Annotated in this window: 15 protein-coding genes and 1 tRNA gene; 7 read left to right on the top strand and 9 right to left on the bottom strand. The window is 66.9% G+C overall.

Features of this window, described 5'->3' with window-relative positions; genetic code table 11:
- Nucleotides 1–10: 10 nt before the first annotated feature.
- The 6 genes from MLG87_RS01005 to MLG87_RS00980 form a co-directional block, all read right to left on the bottom strand.
- Nucleotides 11–715 carry an ABC transporter ATP-binding protein gene (locus MLG87_RS01005; RefSeq protein WP_243293368.1) on the bottom strand — a complete coding sequence of 235 codons (705 nt, stop codon included), beginning with the start codon at nucleotides 713–715 and terminating at the stop codon, nucleotides 11–13.
- Nucleotides 708–1,427 (bottom strand): ABC transporter ATP-binding protein, encoded by a 720-nt coding sequence (locus tag MLG87_RS01000; RefSeq protein ID WP_243293367.1) that lies wholly within the window; start codon nucleotides 1,425–1,427, stop codon nucleotides 708–710. Before MLG87_RS01000 ends, MLG87_RS01005 begins: the two co-directional genes overlap by 8 nt.
- Nucleotides 1,427–2,476 carry a branched-chain amino acid ABC transporter permease gene (locus tag MLG87_RS00995; RefSeq protein ID WP_243293366.1) on the bottom strand — a complete coding sequence of 350 codons (1,050 nt, stop codon included), beginning with the start codon at nucleotides 2,474–2,476 and terminating at the stop codon, nucleotides 1,427–1,429. The genes MLG87_RS01000 and MLG87_RS00995 overlap by 1 nt, the downstream gene beginning before the upstream one ends.
- Nucleotides 2,477–2,486: 10 nt before the next feature.
- Entirely contained in the window at nucleotides 2,487–3,356 is an 870-nt protein-coding gene (locus tag MLG87_RS00990) for a branched-chain amino acid ABC transporter permease (protein WP_243293365.1), read from the bottom strand.
- 71 nt (nucleotides 3,357–3,427) lie between these two features.
- Nucleotides 3,428–4,573 (bottom strand): ABC transporter substrate-binding protein, encoded by a 1,146-nt coding sequence (locus tag MLG87_RS00985; RefSeq protein WP_243293364.1) that lies wholly within the window; start codon nucleotides 4,571–4,573, stop codon nucleotides 3,428–3,430.
- A gap of 149 nt (nucleotides 4,574–4,722) precedes the next feature.
- Nucleotides 4,723–5,985 (bottom strand): porin, encoded by a 1,263-nt coding sequence (locus MLG87_RS00980; protein WP_243293363.1) that lies wholly within the window; start codon nucleotides 5,983–5,985, stop codon nucleotides 4,723–4,725.
- A gap of 476 nt (nucleotides 5,986–6,461) precedes the next feature.
- On the opposite strand from MLG87_RS00980, the gene MLG87_RS00975 reads away from it, so the two are divergent.
- The 6 genes from MLG87_RS00975 to MLG87_RS00950 all read left to right on the top strand — a co-directional run bounded on the left by MLG87_RS00975 (nucleotide 6,462) and on the right by MLG87_RS00950 (nucleotide 14,029).
- The gene (locus MLG87_RS00975; protein WP_243293362.1) at nucleotides 6,462–7,703 is read left to right on the top strand and encodes a porin; all 1,242 of its coding nucleotides are present in this window, start codon (nucleotides 6,462–6,464) and stop codon (nucleotides 7,701–7,703) included.
- A 132-nt stretch (nucleotides 7,704–7,835) separates the two neighbouring features.
- Nucleotides 7,836–9,116, top strand: a complete 1,281-nt coding sequence (locus MLG87_RS00970) for a sensor histidine kinase (RefSeq protein WP_243293361.1) — start codon at nucleotides 7,836–7,838, stop codon at nucleotides 9,114–9,116.
- Entirely contained in the window at nucleotides 9,113–9,856 is a 744-nt protein-coding gene (locus MLG87_RS00965; protein WP_243293360.1) for a LytR/AlgR family response regulator transcription factor, read from the top strand. Before MLG87_RS00970 ends, MLG87_RS00965 begins: the two co-directional genes overlap by 4 nt.
- Before the next feature lie 132 nt (nucleotides 9,857–9,988).
- Nucleotides 9,989–11,392, top strand: coding sequence for an SLC13 family permease (locus MLG87_RS00960; RefSeq protein ID WP_243293359.1), 1,404 nt, complete (start codon nucleotides 9,989–9,991; stop codon nucleotides 11,390–11,392).
- 4 nt (nucleotides 11,393–11,396) lie between these two features.
- On the top strand, nucleotides 11,397–12,800 hold the full coding sequence (locus MLG87_RS00955; RefSeq protein WP_243293358.1) for an FAD-binding oxidoreductase: 1,404 nt from the start codon (nucleotides 11,397–11,399) through the stop codon (nucleotides 12,798–12,800).
- Nucleotides 12,797–14,029: a (Fe-S)-binding protein gene (locus MLG87_RS00950; RefSeq protein ID WP_243293357.1), complete on the top strand. Its 1,233-nt coding sequence runs from the start codon at nucleotides 12,797–12,799 to the stop codon at nucleotides 14,027–14,029. Before MLG87_RS00955 ends, MLG87_RS00950 begins: the two co-directional genes overlap by 4 nt.
- A gap of 92 nt (nucleotides 14,030–14,121) precedes the next feature.
- Here MLG87_RS00950 and MLG87_RS00945 read toward each other — a convergent pair whose 3' ends face one another.
- The 3 genes from MLG87_RS00945 to MLG87_RS00935 form a co-directional block, all read right to left on the bottom strand.
- Nucleotides 14,122–16,575, bottom strand: a complete 2,454-nt coding sequence (locus tag MLG87_RS00945; RefSeq protein WP_243293356.1) for an alpha/beta hydrolase family protein — start codon at nucleotides 16,573–16,575, stop codon at nucleotides 14,122–14,124.
- 347 nt (nucleotides 16,576–16,922) lie between these two features.
- A tRNA-Arg gene (locus tag MLG87_RS00940) sits at nucleotides 16,923–16,999 on the bottom strand.
- A gap of 17 nt (nucleotides 17,000–17,016) precedes the next feature.
- The gene (locus MLG87_RS00935; protein ID WP_243293355.1) at nucleotides 17,017–18,249 is read right to left on the bottom strand and encodes an FAD-dependent oxidoreductase; all 1,233 of its coding nucleotides are present in this window, start codon (nucleotides 18,247–18,249) and stop codon (nucleotides 17,017–17,019) included.
- A 51-nt stretch (nucleotides 18,250–18,300) separates the two neighbouring features.
- Between MLG87_RS00935 and MLG87_RS00930 the strand changes: the two genes are divergently transcribed.
- Nucleotides 18,301–19,533, top strand: a complete 1,233-nt coding sequence (locus MLG87_RS00930; RefSeq protein WP_243293354.1) for an MFS transporter — start codon at nucleotides 18,301–18,303, stop codon at nucleotides 19,531–19,533.
- Nucleotides 19,534–19,555 lie beyond the last annotated feature (22 nt).

Genomic DNA, 19,555 nt, shown 5'->3' with positions numbered 1-19,555 from the left:
GGCTGTCTCCTCACATGCCCAGGAAGGCTTTCTTGATGTGTTCGTTGGCGAGCAGTTCCTCCCCGCGGCCCGTCATGACCACGCGACCCGTCTCCATGACGTAGGCGCGATGCGCGATGCGAAGGGACTGGTAGACGTTCTGCTCCACGAGAAGGATGGTAACGCCCTGCTTGTTGATGCCGGTGATGATGTCGAAGATGTTCTTCACCAGCAGGGGCGACAGGCCCAGCGAGGGCTCATCCAGGAGGAGCACCTTGGGGTTGGCCATGAGCCCCCGGGCGATGGCCAGCATCTGCTGCTCGCCGCCGGACATGGTTCCGCCCAGCTGCTGCTCACGCTCCTTGAGGCGCGGGAACAGCTCGAAAACCCAGTCGATGTTCTTCTGACGATCCGCCCGGGTGGCCTTGACGTAGGACCCCATGCGGAGGTTCTCCATCACGGTCATCTCGGGGAAGATCCGGCGCCCCTCGGGCACCTGGACGAGCCCCGCCTCGACCACATGATGCGGGAGCATTTTGCCGAGATCCTTGCCCTGGAAGGTGATGCTCCCCGAGGCGGGCTTGACGAGCCGCGAGATGTTCTTGAGGGTGGTGGACTTCCCGGCGCCATTGGCGCCTACCACCGTGACGATCTCGCCCTCGTGGACTTCCAGATCCACGTCCCACAGGACTTTCAGATCGCCATAGGCGAAATTCAGCTTCTCGACCTTAAGCATGGCTCTCACCCAGATAGGCATCGATCACGTCCTGATTGCTCACCACCTCCTGGGGGGTGCCTTCGGTCAGCTTCTCGCCGGAGGTGAGGACGACGATCCGGTCGGAAATGCGCATGATGGCTTTCATGTCGTGCTCGATCACCATCTGCGTCAGGCCTTGCGCCTTGATGTCCAGGATGAGCTGGATGATCTCATCGCTCTCGGCGGGGTTGAGGCCGCCCATGACTTCGTCCAGCAGCAGGAGCTTCGGCTGCGTGGCCAAGGCCCGGGCCACCTCGAGCTTCTTCCGCTCGCCGATGGGCAGGCCCCCGGCCAGGAAGTCGGCCCGGTGCTCCATGCGGACCACCTTGAGCTGCTCCATGGCCATGTCCCGGGCGGTCTTGAGCGAGATGGTGCGGACCAGGGCCCCCACCATGACGTTGTCCACCACGGACAGCTTGGCCAGGGGACGGACCTTCTGCCACGTCCGGACCATGCCGAGCTTGCAGACCTTGTCCGGCTGGAGCCCGTTCATGCGCCGGCCATTGAAGATGACCTCGCCCTTGGACGGGGGGTAGTAGCCGGTGATGCAGTTGAAGAGGGTGGTCTTGCCCGCGCCGTTGGGCCCGATGAGGCCCATGATCATGCCCTGCTCCATGGAGAAGGACACATCGGAATTGGCCGCCAGGCCGCCGAAGAACTTGCTGACGTTCTTGATCTCCAGGATGGGCATCAGGCCGCCTCCCGCTTCCGGCGCAAAGCCAGTTTCTTCACGAAGCCCATGAGGCCATCCGGCATGAAGAGGATCACCAGCACCACGAGGATGCCGTAGATGAGGACGTGGGCGTGGGCGAGGTTCTCCTTGAGGAAGAGCCCCACCTTCGAATCCGCGCTCACGAGGCCGATCTTCACGAGCCCCTCGGTGATCATGTTGCTGCGGAGGGCCTCGGAGAGGGGGACGAGCAGCAGGGAACCGAGGACCGGGCCCCAGATCGTGCCCATGCCGCCGATGATGCAGATCAGCATGATCTGGACGGAAACATCCAGCCCGAGCACCGTGGGCGGATCGACGAATCCGACGTAGATGCCATAGAAGCTCCCAGCCAGCGACGTCAGCACCGCCGAGATGACCAGCCCGATGTTCTTGTAGACCGAGATGTGGATGCCCAGGGAGTGGGCGGCGTCCTGGTCCTCCCGGATGGCCTGGAAGTAGTAGCCCAGCTTGGAGTGCTGCACCCAGTAGGCGATCGCGAGGGTCAGCAGGGCCAGGAAGAGGCCGATGTAGTAGAAAGGCACCTTCGTGAGGAAGTCCGTGACCACCCGCTCGCCGATCTTGAAGGCGGGGATCTCGGTGACCAGGATGCCTTCGGCGCCGTTGGTGAGCGTGGTGAGGTTGATGGCGGACAGCCGCATGATCTCGGCCACCGCGATGGAGGCCAGCACGAAGTAGGGGCCGCGCAGCCTGAAGCAGATGCTGCCGATCACGAGCGCCACGACGATCACCGCCGCCACGCCGGCCCAGACGCCCACCCAAGGCGCCACTTGCTTGGAATACATGAGCATCATGGTGGTGTAGGCGCCCACGCCGAAATAGGCCGCGTGGCCGACGGAATACTGGCCCGCGTAGCCCCCGAGGATGTTCCAGCTCTGGCCCTGGGACACGCTGAGGAACAGCAGGATCATCATGTGCAGCGCGTACGGGCTCTCCACGAACCGCGGAACGACCAGGAGGCCCGCCAGTACGATGAGGCCGATCGCGGCCTTGAGCATGCTCTTGTTCATGTCGTCCTCCTCAGGTCCGCGACTTGCCCATCAGGCCCGAGGGCTTGAAAAGGAGTACGAGCAGGAAGAGCACGAAGACCACCACATCCTTCCATCCGGAGGAGATGTAGACCGCGCTCATGGATTCGGTGATGCCGATGAGGATCCCGCCCAGCGTGGCGCCCACCACGCTGCCCATGCCACCAAGCACCGTGATGACGAAGGCCTTCAGCGTGAAGGTGCCGCCCACCTGCGGGAAGATGTAGTAGGTCGGCGAGATCAGCGCGCCGGCCGTCCCGGCCAGGGCCGCACCGAGACCGAAGGCGATGACGGACATGCGGCTGACGTTGATGCCCATCAATTGGGCCGCGTCCCGATCCTGGGCCGTGGCCCGGATGGCCTGGCCCGTGTCCGTCTTCAAGAGGAACCAGCCCAGGGCCGCCGTGATGACTGCCGTGATCAGGAAGGAGACCAGCAGCGGGGTGGAGATCGACACTCCGCCGCCCACCTGGATGGTGGAGGAGGAGTACGAGGTGGTGAGGATCTTGTAGTCCGACGTGAAGATCAGCATGACCGTGTTGCTCATGACGAGACCCAGGCCGATGGTCAGCAGGATCTGATTCTGGGCGACGGCGTTGAGCACGCGGTTGATGAAGACCTTCTGGAGGAATCCCCCGAAGAAGAACATCAGCGGGAAGCTGATGAGCACGGACACGAAGGGGTCCACGCCCATCAGCGTGAACAGCAGGTAGGTGAGGTACATCCCCACCATCATGATGTCGCCATGGGCGAAGTTGATGACGCGCATCACGCCGAAGATGAGCGTGAGCCCGATGCCGATGAGCGCGTACACGCCACCGATCAGGACGCCGCTGATGAGGGATTGCAGAAATACAGCCATGTGCGTCTGGAGCTCCCGGAAGGTCTGGAATGGGAGGGCGCCCGGAGGCGCCCTCCGTGCTCAGGATCGGCCTACTTCCACTTGGGGAAGGGGAAGATCGGCTTCTTTGTGGCGAACTTGGCGGGCAGCACCGTCTCGTAGTTCCCGCTGATGATCTGCTGCACGAGCATCTGGTGGTTGTTCTGGTTGGTGAAGCCCTCGTAGTCGGCGAACTGGACCTCGCCCATGACGCCGTTCCACCTGCCGGCCTTCAGGCCTTGCTGGGTCTTGGTCCGGTCGCCACCCGCGTTCCGGGCGGTCTCCGCCATGATCATCATGGAGGCGTAGGCGCAGGCAGCGTGGTAGGTGGGCTCCTTGCCGAACTTCGCCTTGAAGCGGGCTTCGAACTCCTTGGCGCCGGGCCAATTCACGTCGCCGGTCCACTGGGTGCAGGAGATGACGTTCTCGGAGATCGCGCGCTCCTTGGCGAACTCGGGCGTGGTGAAGCCCGCGCCGGCGCCCAGGAAGGCCTGGGGCTGGAGGCCCACTTCCTTCGACTGCCGCATGAGCAGGATGGCGTCGGCCACGTACGACACCATGAACACCAGGTCTGGGTTCTTCGACTTCACCTTGGCCAGGGTGGACCGGTAGTCCGCGGCGCCCTTGGGGTAGGGTTCGTCGGCCACGACCTGCATGCCCTTCTTGGCTACGTACTCCTTGGCGGTCTTGGTCGTGGAGGTGCCGAAGTCGGTGTTCTCGTAGATGAAGGCGATGGATTTCGGCTTGCCGAGGGCGGCGGCGGCATCGATGAGGCTGGAGGCGTACTTGTCCGCGGGAGCGTTCATCCGGAAAACGTACTTGAGGCCCTGACGCGTGATCTCCTCTTTGGCGGCCGCAGGGATCAGGAGGGGGACACGGTACTTCTCCGCCAGCTTGGCGACCGCGTTGGAGCAGGCCGAGGTGTAGGGGCCCACCACGCCCACGACGTTGTCGCGCGTGGCCAGCTTCTCCATGGCGCTCATCGAGATCTGCGGCTTGCCCGTGTCGTCCTCCCACACGAGCTGGAGGTTGATGCCCTTCTTCTTGAGGTCCTCTTCGGCGAGCTTGATGCCGTTGGTGATGTGTTCCCCGATGGGTGCCTCGGGTCCGCTCATGGAGTTGATGACGCCGATCTTCTGCGCCATGAGACACGGAGAGAGGGCTAGAACGGCGCCCAGGGCCAAGAGGTGCTTTCGCATGGCAGCTCCAATGCAAAAGAGATGTGGTTGGAAGGTATGAAAAGTCTACACCTGCCGAGGCCCAAAAAAATCACGGAACCCGCGGGTTGTGACCCGTGAGTTCCGTGACCGTGCAGAGAGAAGGATCTGCTAGGTAGAACGTGCTCTGATCAGAAGCCGATCATGAGCGAGGCGACGAGGCTGTCACCGCCCTGCTCGCCGGTCTGGCCGGCGCGGGGAGCCAGGAAGTTCTTGCTGCGGTGGACGTAGTCGAGCTTCAGCTTGCCCGCGCTGTACTTCGCGGGGTTGAACAGGAAGTTGTAGCCCACGGTGACTTCGGTGTACTTGGGGCTGTAGTCGCCACCGGCGGCGGGCGTGTAGGGGCTGGTCGCGGTGTACCAGTCGTCGCCGGAGTTGTAGTTCATCATGTCGTAGCGGGCGGTGAACCAGTGGCGGCCCATCTTGTAGGCGCCATCCACGGCGATGCCCTGGAACTTCTGGTCGAGGTGCTCGCGGAGGGGATTGGTCGTGGCGGCCGCGAAGAGGGTGGGGAAGCGGCGGCCCAGCAGGCCCGTGGCGAACTCGGCGCTGGCGTGCCAGGTGGCGTTGTCGAAGGCGTAGTAGGCGCCCATCAGGGTGGTCTTGTCCTTGTTGTCCCTGATCTGGGCGGCGCTGACATAGCCGGCGGTCACCCAGGCGGAGGCGTTGTTGAAGGTGGAGTCCTTCAGGTTCGTCACGCCCTCGCGGTAGTAGGCGCCGAACTTGTGCTCGGGGCCGTAGGCGAACTCGAGGCGGGTGGTCCAGTCCTTCTGGGCGTTGCCGGACCCAGCCACGGTGTTCTCGTTGTTCTTGCCGCCGCTGCCGTCATCGGTGGTGCCGTTGGAGACGGCGAGGTTGATCTTGCCGTTCCAGCCCTTGGCGTCGCCCCAGCTGTAGATGCCCCACACGCCGCGGTCGCGCTTGTCGCCGAACACGCGGTTGATCTGGTTCCGCTCGAAGAACAGGATGTTCGTGGCGGCGACCATGGTGGCTTCATAGGTGGTCGGCATCTTGAACTGGCCGGCCTTCACGCTGAACCCGCTGCCGATGTTCCAGGTGATGACGGCATCGTGCAGCACGTTGTTGGGAACGGCGGTGGTGTTGCTGTTGTTCGGATCGAACATCAGGTTCCAGCTGACGTCGTCGGTGATCTTCCCGTTCAGGTAGATCTCGGCGCGCTTGACCGCGAAGTTGTTCTCCTGGAACCGGGAGTCGAGGCCGTAGTACTTCGAGGCACCGGCCGTGGCGGTCGCGTTGTTGCGCAGGTTGCTGTCCAGCATCTGGGTCTGCCAGAACTCGATGAGGACGCCGGTGAGCTTCACGTCCTGGGCCTGGGCCTGGGTGACCCCGGCGGCGAGAAGGGCGGCAACGCCAGCAAGGCGGGTGATCTTCATGGGTGGGCTCCTAATGAGGGAGGGTTGGGGGGATTGAAAAGAGAGGAGTTGAGCGGACGGATCAGGTCAGACCACCAGATGTCTGGGACATCAGTCGCGGAAAATCTGGGGGATGATCAAACGGATTCAAGCTAAACGGGGGAGTCGCTTGCGTCTATCAAAAATGAACCAAAAGTTCCGATGGTTGTGATGATAGGCACAAAGGTGTGGCGACACCCCGAGGGCCATGGGACTGGCAGGGGATCTCAGCCCTTTCGCAAGGACCGATCAACTCGGGTTCTTACTGGTCAAGAACCGTGGGTTGATTAGGTAAATTCAGGTTTCCATAAGCCTGCGCCACCTGGAGAAAACCGGGACCAGAAGGGGTTGGACTGAATTCACGTCTCAGACACAGGACCGTGCCAGGGTCTTCGCGAGCATGTCACAGGGAACCGGGAACCTTTCTCCCATCGGCCTGTCGGCCCCTAGGAGACCTCATGAAGCGCACGCGCACCCTCAGCCTGGCGGCCCTCGCCCTGGCCACCCTGCCCGCCTCGGCCCAGACCGCGAAGATCGGCGGTGACATCCAGCTCTGGTACACGCAGATGACGGACAGCAACCTGCGCTACAACAGCGCGGCTCCTGGCGGGTACTACAACCTCCGCAGCGAGTTCAAGGAGAACACCTTCACGGTGCGCCGCACGGAGATCAAGGTCTCCGGCAACATCGCCGAGGGTGTGGACTACGAGGTGATGTTCGATCCCTCCATCTCCACGGGGACCTCGAACCCCAGCATCCTCCAGGACGCGTTCGTGGTCTGGAAGCCCGTGGCCGGCATCGACGTGAAGGCCGGCCAGTTCAAGGACCTCCAGACCTACGAGGGCGTGACCAGTTCCACGGAGCTGCTCTTCGCCGAGCGCAGCCAGCTGGGCCGGATGTTCGGCGACAAGCGCGACCGCGGCCTCGCCCTGGGCTTCTCCTACGGTGATCCCAAGGGCTTCGCCGGCAAGGTCACCGCCGCCGTCTTCAACGGCATGAACGATGCCGCCTCCGGCAAGGCCAACGACACCAACGCCCAGAAGGACTTCATCCTGCGCCTGGACTTCAGCCTCGGAAAGGCGCACAAGTTCGGCGCCTACACGCTCCAGGGCGGCACGGACGTGGCCGACAAGGGGAATCCCCCCGCCTCCATCGCCGCGAACCCCGGGGGCCTCTGGCCGAGCCAGACCGCCATCTACGACAACAAGGACAAGACCACCAACCTGGGAGCCTTCTACGCCTACCAGGACGGCACCTGGACCTTCACCGCGGAGTACATGACCGGCCTGCTCGGCCGCCGCTTCGCCACCCTCGCCGCCACCGCCCCTGTGGTGAAGCGCGAGCACCTGGACCAGAAGTTCACGGGCTACTACGTGACGGGCGGCTACACCTTCGGCCCCCACAGCTTCCTGGCCCGCTACGACCTGATGAACCTCAACAGCGGAGACGACTGGTACACGGCCACCAACCCCTACACCACGAACGTGGCCACCGGCCTGCCCACCGGCGCCGACTACACCCCCAAGTACACCGAGGTCACCATCGGCTACACCTACGCCTGGATCCCCGAGAAGGTGAAGGCCGCCAACTTCAAGCTCAACTACATCGCCCGCAGCAAGAACTTCCTCCGGCCCTTCGGCACTGAGACCGGCGAGCAGGGCGGGAACACCGTCGTCGCGGCCCTGCTGGTGGCGTTCTAGGGAGTCGCAACAAATCCCCCGGCGATCCAGCGCAGGCCTGCCTGACCGGGCGGGCCTGCGCTCTGCCGTGTCGCTCGTGGGCGGGCCACGCCCTTGGTGAGGCCGGCCGCACAGTGGATACTTGAGCGGATGATGGACTGGACGAACTTCTCGTGGGGTCCGTTCGAAGGCAAGCTGCTGTGGGACATCCTCCGCAACCTGGCCCTCAACGGCATGGGCGCGTATTTCGTGACCCGCCTGAGCGCGGTGCGCCGCGCCCTCACGGGGACCCGCTCCCGGCGCCTGGACACGCTGGTGCTCATCCTGGTCTTCGGCCTGTTCTCCATCCTCGGCAACTTCCTGGGACTGCCCATCCACGGGGCCCTCGCGAACACGCGCATCGTCGGGCCCATCGCCGGCGGGCTGATCGGCGGCCCTTTGGTGGGAGCAGGAGCCGGCATCCTGGGCGGGCTCGTCCGCTATGGCATGGGCGGCTACACAGCCCTGGCCGCCCTCGTGGCGAACGTGCTGGCAGGCCTCGTGGGGGGCTGGGTCCAGACCGGGTTGGGCTACCGGCGGATTACGGTTCCCGTGGCCTTCCTCACAGGCGTGGCGGGGGAGCTGGTGCTGAAGGCGTGCATCCTGATTCTGTCCAAGCCCTTCGACATGGCCTGGAAGCTCGAGAAGACCATCGCCGTGCCCACCCTCCTGGCGAACGCCACCGCCGTGGCCATCTTCCTCCTGGTGGTGAAGGACGTGTACCGGGAGCAGGAGAAGGCCACGGCCGACGCCCGCACCCAGGCGCTCCAGGTCCAGGCGGAACTCCAGGCCCTCCGGGCCCAGGTGAACCCGCACTTCCTCTTCAACACCCTGGCCACCATCGGCGCCCTGACCCGCACCAGCCCCGACCGGGCGCGGGAGATCGTCAAGCACCTATCGGAATTCCTGCGGAGGTCCCTGCACCGCCATGAGGAGCAGATCCCGCTTGCCGAGGAGCTGAAGACGGTGGAGCTCTACCTGGGCATCGAGAAGGCCCGCTTCGGCCCCCGGATCGCCAGCCGGATCGAGGTGGACCCGGCCCTGTCCCGCGCCCTGGTACCCGTGTTCTCCGTCCAGGTCCTGGTGGAGAACGCCATCAAGCACGGGATCGGACCCCGGCCGGAGGGCGGCCAAGTGGCGGTGACAGCCGGGCGCGAGGACGGAAGGCTGGTCATCCGCGTCGAGGATGACGGGCTGGGCCTCCCCCAGGACCGGCTGGACCAGATCAACCGCCGGGAGCCAGAAGGCTACGGGGAAGGCAGCGGGTTGCGGAACCTGCAGCGCCGCCTCGAGCTGTTGTGCGGCGATCCCGCGGGCCTGACGCTCGCGCGGGCGCGGGAGGGCGCCGGAACGCTGGCTACCCTGGACCTGCCGCTGAGCGAGGAGGCCCCATGAAGCGCCTCAAGGCCGTCCTGGTGGATGACGAGCCGCTCATCTGCGGGGAGCTCAAGTGCCTGCTCGAGGAGCAGGGCTGGGCCTGGGTGGTGGGCGTGTACCACGATGGCCCCTCGGCCCTGGCCTTCCTCGAGGCGGAAGGCGCCGACCTGGTCTTCCTGGACGTGGACATGCCGGGCATGGATGGACTGGAGGTGGCGCGGCGCCTGCTGTCCCTGCCGAAGCCTCCCCGGGTGGTCTTCGTGACCGCCCACGCCTCCTTCGCCCTGGAGGCCTTCTCGGTGAAGGCCGTGGACTACCTGCTCAAGCCCTTTGACGCCGCCGACCTCCGGCGGGTGGCGGAGCGGGTGCTCCCCCAGCCGGCCCCGGCCCCGCACCCGGACCGCGAGCTCTGGGCCCGCACCCTCCTGGTGGAGCACGGGGCCAGCCTGGAGGTGGTTCCCGTGTCCGACATCCGCCTGCTGCTGGCGCGGGAGCGGGAGGTGCTCGTCGAGACCCTCGACGGCCGCCAGTGGCCCATCCGCGCCAGCCTGCGGGACCTGGAGGGACAGCTGGATCCCCGGATGTTCATGCGGTGCCACCGCAACTTCATCGTGAACCTCGACCAGGTCCAGCAGCTCACGCCCTGGTTCAACCACGGTTACCTGCTGAAGCTCCGTGCCCCCCAGGACCAGAAGGCCGTCGAGGTGCCGGTGGGCCGGGCCTACGCCGACCGGATCCGGACCCATTTCCATCTTTAAGTCTTCCGCAGGGCCGTTCGTAGGCGCCTGAGGGCCGTTCGTCGCCCGGGGCATTTTCTTGACCCCCTGGTCGCGATCTGATGCCTGTGGCGGGCCGAGGGGCCCGATTGCGCACCGACGAGGAGGATGGACATGGGTCCAAGGAAAATCGCATCGCTGGTGGCCGCGTTCGCGCTGCTCGCCGCGATCCTGTGGCTGACACCCGCCGTCAAGGGGCTCAGCCCCCAGGGCAAGGCCTCCATCGCCGTGGCGGTCTTCGCCATCGTGGTGTGGGTCACGGAAGCTCTGGAGGACGCCCTCAGCGGCCTGGTGATCGTGTTCCTGCTGGCCGTTCTGAACGCGGTCCCGCTGGCGGCGGCGTTCGGCGGGTATTCCAACACCGCACTCTGGCTCATCGTGATCGGCTTCATCATGGCCGGGGCCATGGAGAAGTCCGGCTTCTCCAAGCGGGTGGCCCTCTGGCTCGTGGCCCGGGCGGGAGGCAGCATCATCCGCATCTACTGGGCGGTGGCGCTGGTGATGGCGGTCATGACCTTCCTGGTCCCCTCCATCACGGCCCGCACCCTGCTGATGCTTCCGATCATCCTCGGCATCGGCCAGGCGGTGAAGGCCGAGCCCGGGAAGAGCAACACCATGAAGGCCCTGATGTTCATCGTGGCCATGAGCGGCACGATGATGAGCCTGGGCGTGCTCACGGCCCACGTGGGCAACCCCATCACGGCGGGCCTCATCGAGGCGGCCACGAAGCGCGCCGTTTCCTGGTCCTATTGGCTGAAGGTGGGCGGCATGCCGGCCTTCCTGCTGGCATTCCTCAGCGTGTTCGTGATCCGCTGGATGTGGCCCCCCGAATCCGAAGCCGCCAGCGGCGGCGCCGACTACATCCAGAAGGAGCTCGAGGCCCTCGGCCCCTTCTCGGCTGCAGAGAAGTACACCCTGGCGGTCTTCCTCCTGACGCTGCTCCTCTGGGCCACGGACGCCTTCCACAAGGTGAACGTCGTCCTCGTGGGGGCGGCCTCCGTCATCGCCCTGCTCTGGCCGGGCAAGGGCATCATGAAGTGGAAAGAAGCCCAGACCCGGGTGCCCTGGAACGTGTTCGTCCTCTACGGGGCGGGGCTTTCCCTGGGGACGGCCCTGGCGTCCTCCGGCGCGGCCAAGTGGATGGCGGGCGTCTTCCTGGGACCCATCGCGGGGATGTCCCATGTCCTGCAGGTGATCATCCTCATCTGGGTCGTGACGGCCCTCCAGATCTTCTTCACGGGGGGCGGCCCGAAGACCACGGCCCTCACGCCCATCGTCATCGCCCACGCCCTGGCCATCGGCGTGGATCCCATGGCCTTCGCCCTCGTCCTCGGCATGAACATGCAGCACCAGTACCTGCTGCCCGTCACCAACATGCCCAATGCCGTCGCCATGGGCAGCGGCCATGTCACCTCCCGGGAGATGATCCGCACGGGCGCCGTCATGAGCGTACTGGCGGCCACCTTCATGTCCCTGGTCGCCCTGACCTACTGGTACTGGCTCGGCCTGACGCGGTGATCCCATGACGACCTTCACCGCATTCGAACCGGAGGTGCTGGACGGGTTCCGCGATGCCGTCGGCCGCGAGCACGTCATCGAGTCGCCCCTGGAGGTCTTCGGGTACTCCTACGACGCCTCCTTCCTGCCCCTGGACCGGAACACCATGCCCCAGGCCGTGGTGCGCCCCCGGACCACCGCCGAGATCAGCCGGGTCATGGCCCTGGCCCACCAGCGGCGCATCTCCGTCACGCCGCGGGGGGCCGCCAGCGGCCGGACCGGCGGGTCCGTGCCATTGGAAGGAGGGATCGTCCTTTCCCTGGATCGCATGACCTCCATCCTGGAGCTGGACACCGCCAACATGATGGTGAGCGCCGAGCCCGGCGTGCGCACCGTGGACCTCCACGACCACTGCGCCCGCCACGGGCTCTTCTTCCCCCCGGACCCCGGCAGCTGGAAGTTCTCCACGCTGGGGGGCAATGTCGCGGAGAACGCCGGGGGCATGCGCGCCGTGAAGTACGGGGTGACCCGGGACTATGTGATGGGCCTGGAGGTGGTCCTGGCGGACGGCTCGATCCTCGAGACCGGGGGCAAAGCCGTGAAGAACGTCACCGGCTACGACCTCACGGGCCTGTTCGTGGGCTCGGAGGGAACCCTGGGCATCGTCTCCCGGGCCCTCTTCCGGCTTCGTCCGCTGCCGAAGGCCCGGGGCGTGCTCCGGGTGGTCTTCCGGACCATGGACGAAGCCTGCGCCGCCGTGCAGGAGATGCTGCTGGACGGAGTCACCCCCTCCGCCGCCGAGATCATGGACGCCACCTGCCTCGAGGCGGTGGCCCGGGCCCGGAACACCCAGGTGAAGGAGGGCGCCGGCGCCTGCCTCATCCTGGAGATTGATGGAGACGGCGGCGAGGCCCTGGTAGCCCAGTCCAGACGGATCGAGACCATCACCGACCGGGCCGGGCGCATCGCCTTCCGCTCCGCCGCCTCGAAGGAGGAGACCGAGGCGATCTGGGCCGAGCGCCGGGGCCTCAGCTCCGCCGTGGCGGCCATGGCGCCCAACCGGCTCGGCGAGGACATCTCCGTGCCCCGCAGCGCCTTCCCGGAAGTCGTGCGGCGCATCAACGCCATCTCGGCATCCTGCGGCCTCCGCATCCCCGTGTTCGGGCACGCCGGGGACGGCAACCTCCACCCCTCGGTGCTCTGCGACCTTGCCGACCCCGACCAGGCGGCCCGGGCCCACCAGGCGGTGGACGGCATCTTCCAGGCCGCCCTGGACCTGGGGGGAACCCTCTCCGGGGAGCACGGCATCGGCATCACCAAGCGGCCCTACTTCGCGGACGCCGTGGGGCCAGTAAGCCTGGAGACGCACCGGGCCGTCAAGCGGGCCCTGGATCCCCTGGGGCTCCTCAACCCGGGGAAGATATGGTGACCGCCACCACGAAGGCTGACCCGGGACCCTTCGCGGCGGCCCGGGCCAAGGTGCTGGGCTGCGACCGCTGCGGTACCTGCCTGCCGGTCTGCCCGCTGTTCCAGGTCCAGGATGTGGAGCGGGCCAGCGCCCGGGGCAAGAACGCCCTCGTGAGGGGGCTGGCCGAGGGCCTCATCCCGCCGGACCGGGAAGCCCAGGAGGCCCTGGAGTTCTGCCTCCTGTGCCGGGCCTGCACGGACGCCTGCCCCGGCAAGGTCCCCACGGACGAGGCCATGCTGCAGGTCCGCCAGGCCCTCGCCGACACGCTGGGCAGCACCTCGCTCCGCAGCCGCTGGATCGGCCGGGTGCTCCGCCGCCGCAGGCTGGTCGGCCTGGGCGCCGCCACTCTGGCCGGACTGCGGGCCGTGGGGCTCCACCGCCTACTGCCGTCCCAGCTGGTGCCCCGTGAGACCTCCCGGCAGGCCTACCTCGAGAAGCACGCGGGGCCCGCCCTGCTGGGCGCCCCCGCTCCGAGGCCGGAACCCGCCCTCCATCCCGGCGCCAAAGTCGCCTACTTCCAGGGCTGCGGCATGAAGCTGCTCTTCCCGGATGCCTCCCGGAGCACCCAGCGGATCCTCGCCCAGCTCTCGCCCGTCCAACGACCGGACCATCCCTGCTGCGGCCTGCCCCACCTCGCCCACGGCCAGCGCGAGGCGTTCCTCGGGCTGGCACAGGAGAACATCCGGGCCTTCGAGGGAGCGGACCTGGTAGTGACTGACTGCGCCAGCTGCAGCGGGACCCTCAAGCACCTGGCGTCGTGGTTCGCGGGGGATCCCGTCTGGGCGGACCGGGCCGCGCGGTTCTCCGCCAAGGTCATGGACCTGACGGAGTACCTCGCCGCGGCCGGCTACCGCCCCCAGGCGCTTCCCGGAGCCACCTTCACCTACCACGATCCCTGCCACCTGGCCCGGGGCCAGGGGATCCGCCGCCAGCCGCGGCAGCTCCTGGAGCAAGCCGGAAAGCTGATCGAGCTGAAGGAGAAGGAACGCTGCTGTGGCGGCTCCGGCAGCTTCCACCTGGAGCACCCCCGCGCGGCCGAGGCCATCCTCCGGCGCAAGCAGGAGGACATCCAGGGAACCGGAGCCCAGGTGGTCGTCACCGCCTGCCCCGGCTGCCTGATCCAGCTCACCCGCGCTGCCGAGCAGAGCGGCGGGGCGTTCCAGGCGATGCACATCAGCCAGGTCATCTGAGACCGGCTGCTGGACCGCACGTAGGCACGTAGATCGCAAGGTCCTTCCTCCTCTCGATGCCATTCGAAAGGAGGAAGGATCCCGGGCAAGGCTCAGGGCTGAGGCTTCCTTGCCGTCTTCACATAGGCGTCGAACCAGCGGACCATCTCGTAGAGGAGCTGCTCGTTCGATTCCCGGGCGGTGTACCAGTGGGGCTCGAAGGGGAGCATGACCAGGCGCGTAGTGCCGCCATTGCCCCGGATGGCCTCGTAGAGCTTGGTGGCCTGGAGCGGCGTGGTCCCCGGGTTGGCATCGTCAGCGCCATGCATGATGAGCAGGGGGGTCTTCAGCTTGTCGGCGGAGAAGAAGGTCGAGACCTTGCGGTACACCTCGGGGGCTTCCCACACGGACCGGCGTTCATTCTGGAATCCGAAGGGTGTCAGGGTCTTGTTGTAGGAGCCGCTGGTGGCCACGCCGGCCTTGAACAGGTCGGAGTGGGCCACCAGGTTCGCGGTCATCAGGGCCCCGTGGCTGTGGCCGGTGACGCCGATGCGGTCGCGGTCCACCACGCCCAGCTCTACCGCCTTGTCCACCGCCGCCTTGGCGTTGGCGACGAGCTGCTCCAGGTAGGTGTCGTAGGCCTTGGTGGGATCGCCCACGATGGGGAAGGAGGCGTTGTCGATGATGGCGTAGCCCGCCAGCAGGAGCAGGCGGTAGTTCCGGAGCCGCGTGAAGGTGTACTGGGAGCCGCTCACCTGTCCTGCCTTGGATGGATCCGCGTAGTCCAGGGGATAGGCGTAGAGGATGGCCGGCACACGGGTGCCCTCCTGGTAGCCCGGCGGGGTGTAGAGCGTGAAGGACAGGTCCACTCCGTCCGCGCGCTTGTACTTGACCAGCCGCTTCTTGATCTTCCGGATCTCAGGCGTCGGGTCGGGGATGTGCGTCACGGCACTCCGGGTGGACATGTAGGCCGCCTCGCCAGCCTCCGCCTTCACACCTTTTCCCAGGCTGCGGAGGTAGGCATTGGGCGGATCCAGGAGCGACTGGTGCCAGGTGAGGAACCGCTTCGAGTCCTTGCCCGTGAAGCCCACGAACTGCTCGAATTCCACCTTGCCGGAGCGGAACAGCCGCTCCGACTTGAGGGTGCGCAGGTCCAGGCTGTCCAGGAAGGGGCGGTCCCCGTCCGGCGAAGCGCCGCCGCCGCGCAGGTAGATCGTGTCTCCCTCCTGCCGGAGCACCCAGGTGCCGTCAGGCCGGATGCTCATGACCGGGGAACCCGGATCGGCATACTGCTCCTCTGTGGACATGTCCCAGAGCTTCCGGGGCGCCTGCTTCGGATCGTCCGGGTTCACGATGAAGGTCCGCTGCCAGTGGCGGTTGTGGTCGTATTCGTACCTCAGGGCCACGCCGGGCTTCGCGGCCCACTGCAGGCCCTGGTACCGCTGCTCCGTGCGGAAGAGCTCGACCGGCGCCCCGGTGAAGGGTGCCTTCAGGGCCATGACCTTGTCCCGGTGGGGCACCTTCACCTTCCAGTCGCCGCCATCGAGGGCTTCCACCCAGAGCAGCGTCGCTGGTTCCGTGGGCCGCCAGGAGAACTGCCGGGGACCGAGGGGCTCGCCATGGATGGGCACGCGGTCGGCCAGCGGCAGGGAGGCGATGGGCTGTTTCGCGACGGACCCGGGAACCGTGATATCCCACACCGCGACATCCTTGGGGAAGCGGTCAAAGGTCGTCACATAGGAGTAGGGCTTTCGCAGCGCGGTCACCAGGAGGTGCCGCCCGTCCGGCGCCGAGCGCACCTGCACATAGCGGTCGGGGGCCCCGATCGGGGTCGCGGCACCCGTCTCCGCGTTCACCAGCAGCAGCTGGGCGGTGGCGTAGTGATCGAACACATCCTCGTCGTGGGGACTGCCCAGGGTATCCCGGGTCTCGTAGGTGCTGCTCTGCCCCTTCCCGCCCACGGACTCCTGGATACTCGGTCCCGGTGGCACCTCCGGCGCCGCGGGGGCCTTGCCGAGATCGGCGGGAACCGCCTTCACCAACAGGGTCTTTTGGTCGGGCATCCACTGGACGTCGCCGCCCAGCATCTGGTTGACCCAGACCCCGGGGATCTGGCGCACGGCGCCCGTGGTGCCGTCCCCCACCCACAGTTCCACGGAGTGGTCGGTCACCCGGCAGAAGGCGAACGCCGTTCCGGTCGCGTTCCACTGGGGGGCCTGCACGATGCCGCCCGGAGGGAGCTGCACCTTGGTGGCCGCGCCATCCGGGATGCGGACCAATTCAAAGCTGCGGGCCGCGGGCGGAATGCCGTAGCCTCCGGGCGTGTCGTGCTTGCTGTGGTTCCCGGGTTCGACGCGGACGCCCCCAAGGCGCAGGTAGGGCGTGGCCACGCGGGAAATGGAGGGATAGTCCTCCCAGGACACCAGCAGCATCCGGTCGAGGGAGGGGCTGATGCTGGGTGAGGCGGGCGAAGGGGCCCGCATGGCGTCCAGAATCGCCTTCGGGGGCTGGCTGTAGCCCGTCGTCGGCTTGGCCTGAGCCCAGACCAAGGCCGGAGTGAGGGCCAATAGGCCGACCCACACGGTCGGACGCCGGAATGGATGGTTCCTGAACAAAGGCTTCCTCCATGAGAAGGGGACCAGAGGCGATGGATCGGTCTCCGGACCGTGCTGTCATATTGGGCGGAACCTTATAAGTATCAGCCCGTTCCGGGCCCTACCGATAGATGTAACCAATGTCTCAGATATTAAAAAAATCCAAATGGTCCTGTCAGTTGACAGGAACTCGCGACAAGCAATCCGCAAGGAACCGTCGCGCGCTTGCACAACCTCTCCCAAGGGCGGGATGTGGTGCACCCAGGTGCATCTACCAAACAGAAAGGCCACCCGATGGGTGGCCTAAGCGTTGCAGTGATTGGTGGTCCCGGAGCGACTCGAACGCCCGACCCTCAGATTCGTAGTCTGATGCTCTATCCAGCTGAGCTACGGGACCGCACTGAAAGAATGATTCTACCGGATCTGCGCTGGCTGTCCATCCCAAACCCGCAGGGGCGCGGTACGCGAGGCGTCGCAGGGGTGGCCGGTGAGCTCGGTGGCCAGGCGGTCCATGAGGGCGCGGGCGGTGGTGAGCTTGCCGCCGAGCACGAGGGTGAGGTTCGGGATTTGGGGATGGCGCTCGAGCACGGCCTCCCGGCTGAGGTGGGTCGTGGCGCCCCGGGCCGCCACCAGCGGCCGCACGCCCAGCTCCTCGGCTCGCACCGTCATCTCGCGCCAGGGGAGGATGGGCAGGTTGGCTTCCAGGGCGCCCAAGAGTTCCTCCCGCTCCGCCTCCAGGATGGGCACCCAGCCGTCCGCCACCTCCCGCTCCGTCGTGCCCACCTGGAGCAGGCCGTCCCGGGGGATGACAAAGAGGATGCGCCCTTTGGGCCGCCGGATGGCCCAGGGTCGCTCGCATCCAGGCACCGCATCGAACCAGAGGTGGATGCCGGCGGACAGTCGCAGCCGCTTCCGCGTCTCGCCGAACCAGCGCGCCATGGCGCCGTCCGTCCAGGGCCCCAGGGCGAACACCCAGCGGCGGGCCGCGAGCTGGCGCAGGGACCCGTCCCGGCGATCCACGAGGTGGAGGAGCTTCAGGCCGCCGCTGTCCTGATCGAACCGCTCCGCCTCGTGGAAATCCAGGAGCAGCGCCTCGCTGGAGGCCGCCAGGTCCTTCGTCAGGTCCCGGTCCCAGGTCATGAGGTCGGCGTAGGCCGTGGCCCCGCGGAAGAGACCGAGGGTGGCCCGCGGATCGATCAGGAAGTCCGGCCGGGAAACGCGGCCCAGGCGCAGGTCCGCGGGCCAGCCGGGGCGCTCGGAGCCCCAGAAATCGTAGAGGCCAATGCCCACGCGATGCGCGAGCCCTTCGAGCCGCGATCGATGCGGCATCCAGAAGGCCTCCCAGCGGCAGCGATGGGGGGCGATGCGGGCCCAGGTCGCGCGCTCGGCCAGGCCTTCGCGCATCTGGCGGATGTCGCCGGTGAGCATGTAGCGGATGCCGCCGTGCAGGAGCTGACTGGACCACTGGCTGGTGCCGCCGCCCACCTCGCCCCGGTCCACGAGGGCGCAGGACACGCCGCGGAGCATCAACTCCCGGGCCAGGGCCGCGCCGTGGATGCCGGCGCCGAGGATGGCCACCTCGGCCTCCAGGCGGGCGGGGAGCGCGCAGGATCCCTCAGGTGGGGCGGGCCAGGCCATGTCCGACATGTTCACCTCGGAAGCAGTGTGCCGGGATCTCCCAAGGATTCGTATGGTTCAATGACCCTCATGCCCCAAACACGCCTCCGCGCCATCCTGAACCTCACGGTCCTCGTGGCCGCCCTGGGGTACTTCGTCGACATGTTCGACCTGCTGCTCTTCCCCATCGTGCGCCAGCCCAGCCTCACGGCCCTGGGCGTGCCCCAGGGCGACGCGCAGGTCTCGGCCACCTTCCTGCTGCTCAACGCGCAGATGGTGGGCATGCTGCTGGGCGGCATCCTCTGGGGCGTGCTGGGAGACAAGAAGGGTCGGCTGAGCACCCTGTTCGGCAGCATCGCCCTCTACTCCGTGGCCAACATCGCCAACGCCTTCGTCCACGGCATCCCCGCCTACGCGGTGTGGCGCTTCCTGGCGGGCCTGGGCTTGGCGGGCGAGCTGGGCGCCGCGGTCACCCTCGTGAGCGAGATCCTGCCCACGGACCTGCGGGCCTACGGCACGGCCATCGTGGCGGGCGTGGGGATCTTCGGGACCGTGACCGCCAGCCTGGTGGGCAAGTACCTGCCCTGGCGCGTGGCCTACCTCGCGGGCGGCGGCCTGGGCCTGCTGCTCCTGGCCACCCGCTTCGGGCTCCGAGAGAGCGGCATGTTCCGCGACCTGGGCCACCAGAACGTCAAGCGGGGCGACTTCTTCAGCCTGTTCACGAAGGGCGAGCGGTTCCTGCGCTACCTGCGCTGCATCCTCATCGGCCTGCCCACCTGGTTCGTGGTGGCCATCCTCATCACTTCCGCGCCGGAGTTCGCCCCCAAGATCGGGGTGAAGGGCCCCGTGAGCGCAGGCACGGCCGTAGCCTTCTGCTACAGCGGGATCACCCTGGGAAGCCTGGCCTCGGGCATCCTCAGCCAGGTGTGGGGCAGCCGGAAGAAGGTGGTGCTGCTCTTCATCCTCGGGGCCCTTGCCGGGGTGACCGTCTACCTCACCCTGCACGGCCTCACGCCGGCGGCCTTCTACGCCCTGGCTGGTTTCCTCGGCCTGGCCACGGGCTACTGGGCGGTCTTCGTCACCATCGCCGCGGAGCAGTTCGGCACCAACCTCCGCTCTACCGTGGCCACCACCGTGCCCAACTTCGTGCGGGGCGCCGTGCCCCTCATCACCAGCAGCTTCGTCATGCTGCGAGGCCCCCTGGGCTACATCGGCTCCGCCTGGACCGTGGGCGGCGTCTGCTTCGCCCTGGCCCTGGTCTCCCTGTGGGGCATGGCCGAGACCCACGGGCGGGACCTGGATTTCGTGGAGTAGGCCGCACCTCAGTAGACGGCTC

It is taken from the genome of Geothrix mesophila, assembly GCF_022808835.1.
Taxonomy (GTDB): Bacteria; Acidobacteriota; Holophagae; order Holophagales; family Holophagaceae; genus Geothrix; species Geothrix paludis.
Note: the sequence above shows the minus strand (reverse complement) of the source record. Positions and strands in the feature narration are given on the sequence as shown.

Bases quoted from the DNA above. Each gene is read 5' to 3' on its own strand.
- MLG87_RS01000 (WP_243293367.1), bottom strand. From the start codon at position 1,427: ATGCCCATCCTGGAGATCAAGAACGTCAGCAAGTTCTTCGGCGGCCTG.
- MLG87_RS00985 (WP_243293364.1), bottom strand. From the start codon at position 4,573: ATGCGAAAGCACCTCTTGGCCCTGGGCGCCGTTCTAGCCCTCTCTCCG.
- MLG87_RS00970 (WP_243293361.1), top strand. From the start codon at position 7,836: ATGGACTGGACGAACTTCTCGTGGGGTCCGTTCGAAGGCAAGCTGCTG.
- MLG87_RS00975 (WP_243293362.1), top strand. From the start codon at position 6,462: ATGAAGCGCACGCGCACCCTCAGCCTGGCGGCCCTCGCCCTGGCCACC.
- MLG87_RS00990 (WP_243293365.1), bottom strand. From the start codon at position 3,356: ATGGCTGTATTTCTGCAATCCCTCATCAGCGGCGTCCTGATCGGTGGC.
- MLG87_RS00960 (WP_243293359.1), top strand. From the start codon at position 9,989: ATGGGTCCAAGGAAAATCGCATCGCTGGTGGCCGCGTTCGCGCTGCTC.
- MLG87_RS00935 (WP_243293355.1), bottom strand. From the start codon at position 18,249: ATGTCGGACATGGCCTGGCCCGCCCCACCTGAGGGATCCTGCGCGCTC.
- MLG87_RS00930 (WP_243293354.1), top strand. From the start codon at position 18,301: ATGACCCTCATGCCCCAAACACGCCTCCGCGCCATCCTGAACCTCACG.
- MLG87_RS00965 (WP_243293360.1), top strand. From the start codon at position 9,113: ATGAAGCGCCTCAAGGCCGTCCTGGTGGATGACGAGCCGCTCATCTGC.
- MLG87_RS00955 (WP_243293358.1), top strand. From the start codon at position 11,397: ATGACGACCTTCACCGCATTCGAACCGGAGGTGCTGGACGGGTTCCGC.
- MLG87_RS01005 (WP_243293368.1), bottom strand. From the start codon at position 715: ATGCTTAAGGTCGAGAAGCTGAATTTCGCCTATGGCGATCTGAAAGTC.
- MLG87_RS00995 (WP_243293366.1), bottom strand. From the start codon at position 2,476: ATGAACAAGAGCATGCTCAAGGCCGCGATCGGCCTCATCGTACTGGCG.
- MLG87_RS00980 (WP_243293363.1), bottom strand. From the start codon at position 5,985: ATGAAGATCACCCGCCTTGCTGGCGTTGCCGCCCTTCTCGCCGCCGGG.